Below are 7,368 nucleotides of genomic sequence, written 5' to 3' on the forward strand. Positions count from 1 at the left end.
AAAACTAACATAAAGCTGACATTGTTTTGCATAGAAATAAAATGAATTAATCCTCCAATCATTCTATATGTTTTAAATAAACGCATAGCATCAGGTTAAATCGACACTGTTAACTTATTTCTTTGGGATTCACTAGGCTATATTAATGATATTAATAAGCTAGTTACATTAATTAGTCGTATCATCATCGCCGTTCAACCAGAAACTGGCATTTCTAGGTCAAATCAGTACAATTCTGCGTTCTCCACCACCATCCACTGCGAGCCAGAGAAAATGCCGACACCAGCGCCCTGTTTTACTGCCTTTAAAAAACCTATTGAAGGCTACTCTCTGCCTGAGCGCTTTACTTTCCCATTTTGTTACGAGCCGCATCCGCTTTGCGAATTAGCGGCAAGCCAGCTGCAACAACACCTGCTGAACCAGCAGAATTGGCAACATAATTTTGGGCTCGATAATCACGGCGTGCTAAACCAGCATCCGGAAGCTATCGGGAAAATGTTTGGCGTTTTAGTGGTGCGTAAACAAAGTGGAGAGCTAGGGTACCTGTCTGCATTCTCGGGGAAGTTAGCTGAGCAAAACCTGCTGCCGCATTTTGTGCCGCCTATATTTGACATGCTCACTAACGATGGTTTTTTCTTGGAAGGCAGCGTGCCAATCAATCAAATTAATCAGCAAGTTGAACAATTGGAGTGCGATCCACAGCGTGCGCTACTTCAGCGGCAATGGGCCACGGCTCAACAGCAGGCGCAAGATGAATTAGAAGCGCATCGCCAGCTGATGATTCAAGGTCGTGAACAGCGTAAACAGCAACGCATCCTTGCCGAGCAATCAAATGATGCCCAACAATTGCGTGAGACCTTGGATTGTCTCGCCAAACAAAGTGTGGCTGAAAAAGCGTCCCTCAAACAATTAAAGCGCAAGTGGGACGTCAACCTCAACGAACTACAAGCGCAAATAGACGCATTTCAAGAACAAATTGATGCGTTAAAAGAGCAGCGTAAAAATCTCTCTAATGCGTTGCAGCAACGACTTTTTTCTCACTATCGATTTCTCAATCAATACGGCACTGAAAAATCTCTGGGGGAGATTTTCCGTCTTACGGCTAACCCTGTTCCACCAGCAGGATCTGGAGAATGCGCCGCACCAAAATTGCTGCACTACGCGTTTCAACATCAGATGACACCGATTTCACTCGCCGAATTCTGGTGGGGAGCGTCACCAAAATCTGAAATTCGTCAACACAAGAAATTCTATCCTGCTTGTCAAAACAAGTGCCAACCGATTTTGGCTCACATGCTTGATGGGCTGAAGCTCGATGATAACCCGCTATTGCATAACCCAGCGCAAGGCAAAGAGATCGACATCATCTATCAGGATGAAGCCATTATTGTCGTCAACAAACCTGCCGAGTTTCTATCCGTTCCCGGAGTCAACATTCAGGACTCGGTTTATACTCGTCTGCAACAAATGTTTAGCTCAGATGAAGGGCTTTTTGTGATCCACCGCCTCGATATGTCTACTTCAGGTTTATTGGTGTTTGCTCTCACCCGCCGAGCCAATAAAAGCCTGCAGAAGCAGTTTATTACTCGCGGCGTTGAAAAACGCTATCTTGCCTTACTCGCTGGTGAATTACAGCAATCGCATGGTGACATTCGCTTACCGCTGCGGGGCGATTTAGATGACAGGCCGCGTCAATTGGTCTGTTTTGAACATGGCAAACCCGCTGACACTCACTGGCAATTAATTGAATGCCAAAATGGATTCAGTAAAGTCTACCTCTACCCCAAAACAGGACGAACCCACCAATTGCGCGTGCATTGCGCTCATGTGGAAGGACTCAACCTGCCCATCGTTGGAGACGATCTTTATGGCACGAAAGGAGCGCGTTTACATCTACATGCTGAGTCGCTGAGCTTTGATCACCCTTATACCAAGCAAAGGATGACATTCACGGTGGATGCCGAGTTTTGATCGACATTCCGCTTTAGTGACATTGAGGTGACAAATCCTGACTTAGCACAGCTATAATTTCGTGAATGCGAACCTTTTTCTAAGTGCTTAACGTTGAGAACACGGCTGCTGTACCTTTTGATCACACTCACCGCAGTGCTAGGGCAATCAAACCTAGCACACGGGCAAGAGCAAACGCTGCAAGATCGTTGGCAGCATTTTCTACGCCAAGCCGAATCGCTATCGGCTGCGCGAGCCTTGCCATTGCAAAGCATCAACTCATACCCTGTCGATCTTCTGCTCAGCGCCAGCGCCTATCCTGATTTTTCCCGTTATTCATGGCAAACCATAACTGAGCTCAAAGCGATAGCCTCACAGTGCGCACTGTCACCCGGTTTATCAAAAACCTTGGCATCACGCCCTGAATTGCAAAAAGCAGCGTCGTTTGAACTCGCTTTATGCCAAGGCGATGAATTGCCCATCCGTTGGTTTAAGACTGCTCCGTTTCTGCATCCTGCAGGCGGGAGCTACGCAGAGCGATACTTAGCTTTTTCTACTCATAACATAACGGCCGAGCAAAGCGCCGAGCTACAGCCCTACACGACTCTCTCTGACCCTCAGCATCCGCTGTACACCTTTTTTACCGATTTAGAAACGGCAGGGCGAGATGCCTTGGTCAGCGGTTATCGCGCTTATATTGACCGTCAACAACGGCTATGGATCAGTGGCGATTTCGGTATTCGCGTACTGAGCGCATTGCAATGGAAAAAAGTCGCGCTCGATCAGCAATTGGTATTGTCGGCCATCACAGCGGCTACTCAAAGTTGCCAATTACGCTACAGTAATCTGTGTGTCTCTAGCCAAGAAAAACCCAATATCTCACTGTGGTTATCGGTCATATTACTGCTGTTGCTCGCGGCAACGCTGAGTAGGACGCTCTGGTTACGCCGCCAACAAGCCAAAGAAAAACGCTTTATTTTACAGTTGCTAACACATGAACTACGCACCCCTATCACCAGTCTTGGCTTGACCGTTGAGCAGTTTCGCCAGCAATTTGATACTCTGCCAGAGCTGGCCCAAGATACATTCGGCCGCTTACTGGCCGATCACCAACGTTTAGCTCAGCTTGCTCAGACCAGTAAAGGATTTTTGAGTAGCGACCCAAATGAGCCGTTTCAATGTCAAACCGCTTATCTCTCAGATTGGTTAGATCACTGCGTAGCGAAACACGAACTCAGCTATGAACTGACACAAGATATCGAGCTCACACTACCGTATTACTGGCTTGGGATCTGTTTGGATAACTTGATCCGTAATGCCAAGCAACATGGTCAAGGGACAATCTCAATAACGGCCAGCGTGACTGACACTCAACTGCGGCTTTGCGTTAGCGATGAAGGCGAGTTTCCCTCTCGTCTAAAACGGCTATTTTCCCGTTCTCGCACAACTTCCAATATGGGGATTGGGCTCCGTCTTGTGAGCCATTTGATGCTTAAAATGGGCGGCAAACTGACTTGTAAAGCCCACCCCACTCGCTGCCAATTGGAATTACCATTATGAACACACTGTTATTGGTCGAAGATGATCCTCTACTCGGGCAAGGTTTGCATGATTACTTGCTACAGCAAGGTTTTGATTGTTTGTGGGTACAGCAGCTCTCACAAGTCAAAAAAGCATGGTTTCGTGCCGATTTGGTGATTTTAGATAGGCAACTGGCTCAAGGAGACAGCTTGGATCATCTGCCTCAATGGCTAATGGCCAAAGCCGTGCCAGTGATCATCCTGACGGCCAAAATCGAGGTTGAGCAAAAAATAGCAGGTCTGATGGCGGGGGCGAAAGACTACGTCACTAAACCATTTTCGCAACAAGAATTACTGGCGCGAATTCAAGCGCAACTGCGACCATTAGGAGAAAGCTTGCTTTCCTACGCTGACATTGCCATTGATCTCTCAAAGCGCAGCGTTACCTTAGGTGAGCAGTTGATGACGCTAAAACCGAAACAGTTTCAGCTATTACTGCTGCTGGTTCAAAATCAAGGACGTGTTTTTCACCGTGATGAACTACTCAATAAAGTGTGGGGCTACCAAGCCTTTCCCTCAACTCGAACCGTCGATAATCATGTTTTACAGCTGAGGCAGCAGTTACCCTCACTCAATATCGAAACCGTTCGTGGCGTTGGGTACCGTTTAGTCGAGGTGTCCAATGCGTAACCTTTGGCTGTTTGCACTGTTCGTCGTTAGTCCAAGCCACGCCGTGAGTGATGATTGGTTTATGGCAACACCACTGCAATCAACCTATCGCGCTTTAGCGAACCATCAGCCACAGCTTGCCTGGCAAGAGTTGATCCTCGTACTCAATAACCAAACCATTGCCACGCCACACTGGGCAAGCGTCAAGCATGCCATTATTGAACAAACCCAATGTGGCCAACAGCTCTTAAGCGATGTGGTACCAAATGCGGCGCTGATCAAAGTCTCGATACAAAAAAAAACCAACGTGATGCAGCAAGGTTACCAGTTCAAATTATCAATGGAAGGAGCAGAGCTGCCTAGTCAGGTTGAACTTCTTGGCCCTGACAATGGCTTGCTCATCTCACAGAGCCAAGTAACGTCATCAACCCCTTATATAGAATTAGAAAGCCGAGAACTGCTCTTTGCTCCGCAAGATGGCGTTTATCGACTGACACTCGACAAACAACACTATTGGTTAGTTCTTACCATGCCTTTTGGCTCCACATGGTTACAATCCGCCTCTCCCAACGGTGGTTACCCACTAGCACTTGAGTCCCCCATAGCATTGACAAACTGCCCCCCAACAAGCCTTGCTTGGCAATGGTTTGACGACCAATTTCAGTTAATCAAGCAGCAAGATATGGTAGCAATAAGTAATACTCAACAATTATTGGACAAACCAAGCTCATCCCCCAGCTCGGCTAAATGGCTCAGTACTCTGATCAAAACTGTCGAATATCAAGGAGCAATCAAAGTGGAATATGTACAACGTTTGACTCTGCCAAATCAGGCTCAATGAAGACATCAGGGTGACAATTGAGTTGTCGATTTCTTATGTAATCAACACACCGAGACACACTGGAAATGACAAACCATGTATAAACCACTTTGTTCTTTATTGATCACTTGTACGCCACTTTTGGCGTTGGCTAGCCAATCACAACCGGCGTCAATTACACTGCATAATCAAAACCAAACCGTGCAAATAGAGCCACAAAATTTTGCTATTGATTGGCAGCAAAATGCCCAGCTAACCATTAACCAAGGCCAGCTAACCGTTAACGGCCAGCCACAGCAAGTCAGCCAACTGCAACAAGATAATCAACATCACGCCTCTTGGCTGCTTGTTCCTAGTCAGTTAAAGGTTGAGGCCAATTTACAACAAACATTGAAGCTGTCGATTACCGCAAGCGCTGAGAGTAAGATCTCTCGTGCTAAACCGTTAACCGTGCAGTGGTTTGAACTGCCTGAGCAGCAAAGCAAAACGCTTATTCTTCCTTTTAGTGAAGGAATGCGGATTCCAACCGATAACCCACAGTGGGTGAACTACCTCATAGCGGAACGCTCTGCCAGCAATACCACCCAAGATCTCAAAATGCCATTTTGGAGTGTAGAAGCTGGCAATGAGCAGTATGTGAGCTACCAACTCAATACCGCCACCAACAACAAACTCAATTTTAGCGCCAAGCAAAACAAGCTAGACATGCAAGCCACGCACGCTTTCACTGTACTCAATAAAGATGAGCCTTTTGAGGTGGAAATCTCCCTTGGCAACTCACCACTAGATGGTGCCAAACGCTACCGTCAGTGGCGAAAAGAGAATGGGTTATCACAAACGCTCGAACAAAAAGCGCAGCAAAACCCAGCCATAAAACAGCTTATCGGCGCAAGCCATGTCTACTTGTTTGGCCAAGACTTAGTGTCCAAACAAGATGTGACGGATTTCTGGGCACTTAAAGAATGGTATTTTAAGCAGCCCCAGTGGGTAGCATCAAACGAAGCGCTCAAAGAGCTTAAGCCACTCGTTAAAGGAAAAGATTTTTTCAACAACTACAACAAACGGTTGTTGATTGACGAAGTGAACCGCTCGCTCAATGCTTGGATAAAAGAGCAACCTTCAACCCAAGAAGCAGGGATAGCTAGCCAATACCAAGCCGCTCAGGCACGAAAAGCATGGCTCGCAGAGCAGAAACTACCGTTTCTACGTGATGCCAGCACTTGGGGACAGGGGCTATCGACATCCATGATTGACGCACTCAGCTCAGCTGGTTTGCAGCACCTCTGGCTAGGTTTGGATAATTGGATGCCCGCCTTTTACCAGCCACAAGTGGTTGATCAAGCGAAACAGGCTGGCTACTTAGTTGGGGTGTACGACTCCTACAATACCGCCATTGCAAAAGGCATCAACGATGGTTGGCTTACCGCGCAGCTACCGGATGCAATGCGCAAGCAATGTGCGATAGAAAACGCCGACGGCAAAAAACAAAAAGGGTTTCGTGGCAACGGCTTTTATCTCAACCCTGCCTGCCAATTGGGCTTTGTGCAGCAACGCATTGAGGCAATTTTAAAATATGGCCGCTTTAACAGCCTGTTTCTTGATGTGGATGGGACCGGAATGGCCCGTGAAGATTACTCATACCAAGAGGGCCAAGGAATGAAAGAAAGCGCGATGCTGGAGGCATTTAATCAACGCATGCGCTGGATAGCCAATGAACAGAATGTGGTTCTCGGCTCTGAAGATGGTAACAGCCTGACGACACAAGGGCTCTCTTTTGCTCATGGTTTAGAAACGGTAGGATTTGGCTGGACAGATCCTGATATGAAAACTAACCGCCAATCGCCTTACTTTCTTGGAGCATGGTTTCCAACAACGAGCCCAGATTTTTTCTTTAAACCCACACAAGTCAAAGAGCCGTACAAAACACTGTTATTTGCACCGCAATACCGTATTCCTCTCTATCAGACCGTGTTCCATGATGAGGTGATCAACAGCCACCACTGGCACAACGACAGCGTGAAGTTTTCCAACGTGCAAGCAGAGCGAGATTTAATCGCCATGCTGTATAACACCCCGGCGATGATTCACCTTAGCCGTGATGAAGCGACGCCTAACAGTGCTCGAGTCAACGCATTACGCCTTTATCAGCAAGGGTTTGCACCAATCCATGAAGTCGTGTGGAACCAACCTTTAGTCGATTTTAAATGGCTTGATGAACAAGGGATGGTACAACAAACAACCTTTGGTGATGGCAGTAAAATTACCGCCAATTTCTCTACGCAGCCATATAAAAAAGAGGATAAGGAAATAGTTCCAGCCTTGAGTATTCAAGCTGAACTCAGCAATGGGCAAAACCTCATTTGGGCATCGGATACGCTAAAGACAGAAAAATAGTCTCATCTCTCACTC

At 46.9% G+C, this 7,368-nt stretch carries 5 protein-coding genes; all 5 read left to right on the top strand.

Annotated features, from left to right (window positions below):
• Positions 1–273: 273 nt before the first annotated feature.
• The 5 genes from B9J87_RS08725 (at position 274) to B9J87_RS08745 (ending at position 7,353) form a co-directional block, all read left to right on the top strand.
• Positions 274–1,971, top strand: coding sequence for an RluA family pseudouridine synthase (locus tag B9J87_RS08725; RefSeq protein ID WP_094150251.1), 1,698 nt, complete (start codon positions 274–276; stop codon positions 1,969–1,971).
• A gap of 93 nt (positions 1,972–2,064) precedes the next feature.
• Complete coding sequence (locus B9J87_RS08730; RefSeq protein WP_094150253.1) at positions 2,065–3,510, top strand: ATP-binding protein; 1,446 nt, start codon at positions 2,065–2,067, stop codon at positions 3,508–3,510.
• Positions 3,507–4,160 carry a response regulator transcription factor gene (locus B9J87_RS08735; RefSeq protein WP_013868288.1) on the top strand — a complete coding sequence of 218 codons (654 nt, stop codon included), beginning with the start codon at positions 3,507–3,509 and terminating at the stop codon, positions 4,158–4,160. The genes B9J87_RS08730 and B9J87_RS08735 overlap by 4 nt, the downstream gene beginning before the upstream one ends.
• The gene (locus tag B9J87_RS08740) at positions 4,153–4,980 is read left to right on the top strand and encodes a DUF2861 family protein (RefSeq protein ID WP_094150256.1); all 828 of its coding nucleotides are present in this window, start codon (positions 4,153–4,155) and stop codon (positions 4,978–4,980) included. Before B9J87_RS08735 ends, B9J87_RS08740 begins: the two co-directional genes overlap by 8 nt.
• 75 nt (positions 4,981–5,055) lie before the next feature.
• A complete protein-coding gene (locus B9J87_RS08745; RefSeq protein ID WP_094150259.1) occupies positions 5,056–7,353 on the top strand; it encodes a glycoside hydrolase in 2,298 nt (765 codons plus the stop codon).
• Positions 7,354–7,368 lie beyond the last annotated feature (15 nt).

The sequence above is a fragment of the Vibrio sp. V19_P1S1T109 genome (assembly GCF_002241375.1).
Classification (GTDB): domain Bacteria; phylum Pseudomonadota; class Gammaproteobacteria; order Enterobacterales; family Vibrionaceae; genus Vibrio; species Vibrio anguillarum.

Excerpts from the sequence above, each read along its gene's own strand:
- B9J87_RS08735 (WP_013868288.1), top strand. The coding sequence starts at position 3,507 with ATGAACACACTGTTATTGGTCGAAGATGATCCTCTACTCGGGCAAGGT.
- B9J87_RS08740 (WP_094150256.1), top strand. The coding sequence starts at position 4,153 with ATGCGTAACCTTTGGCTGTTTGCACTGTTCGTCGTTAGTCCAAGCCAC.
- B9J87_RS08745 (WP_094150259.1), top strand. The coding sequence starts at position 5,056 with ATGTATAAACCACTTTGTTCTTTATTGATCACTTGTACGCCACTTTTG.
- B9J87_RS08725 (WP_094150251.1), top strand. The coding sequence starts at position 274 with ATGCCGACACCAGCGCCCTGTTTTACTGCCTTTAAAAAACCTATTGAA.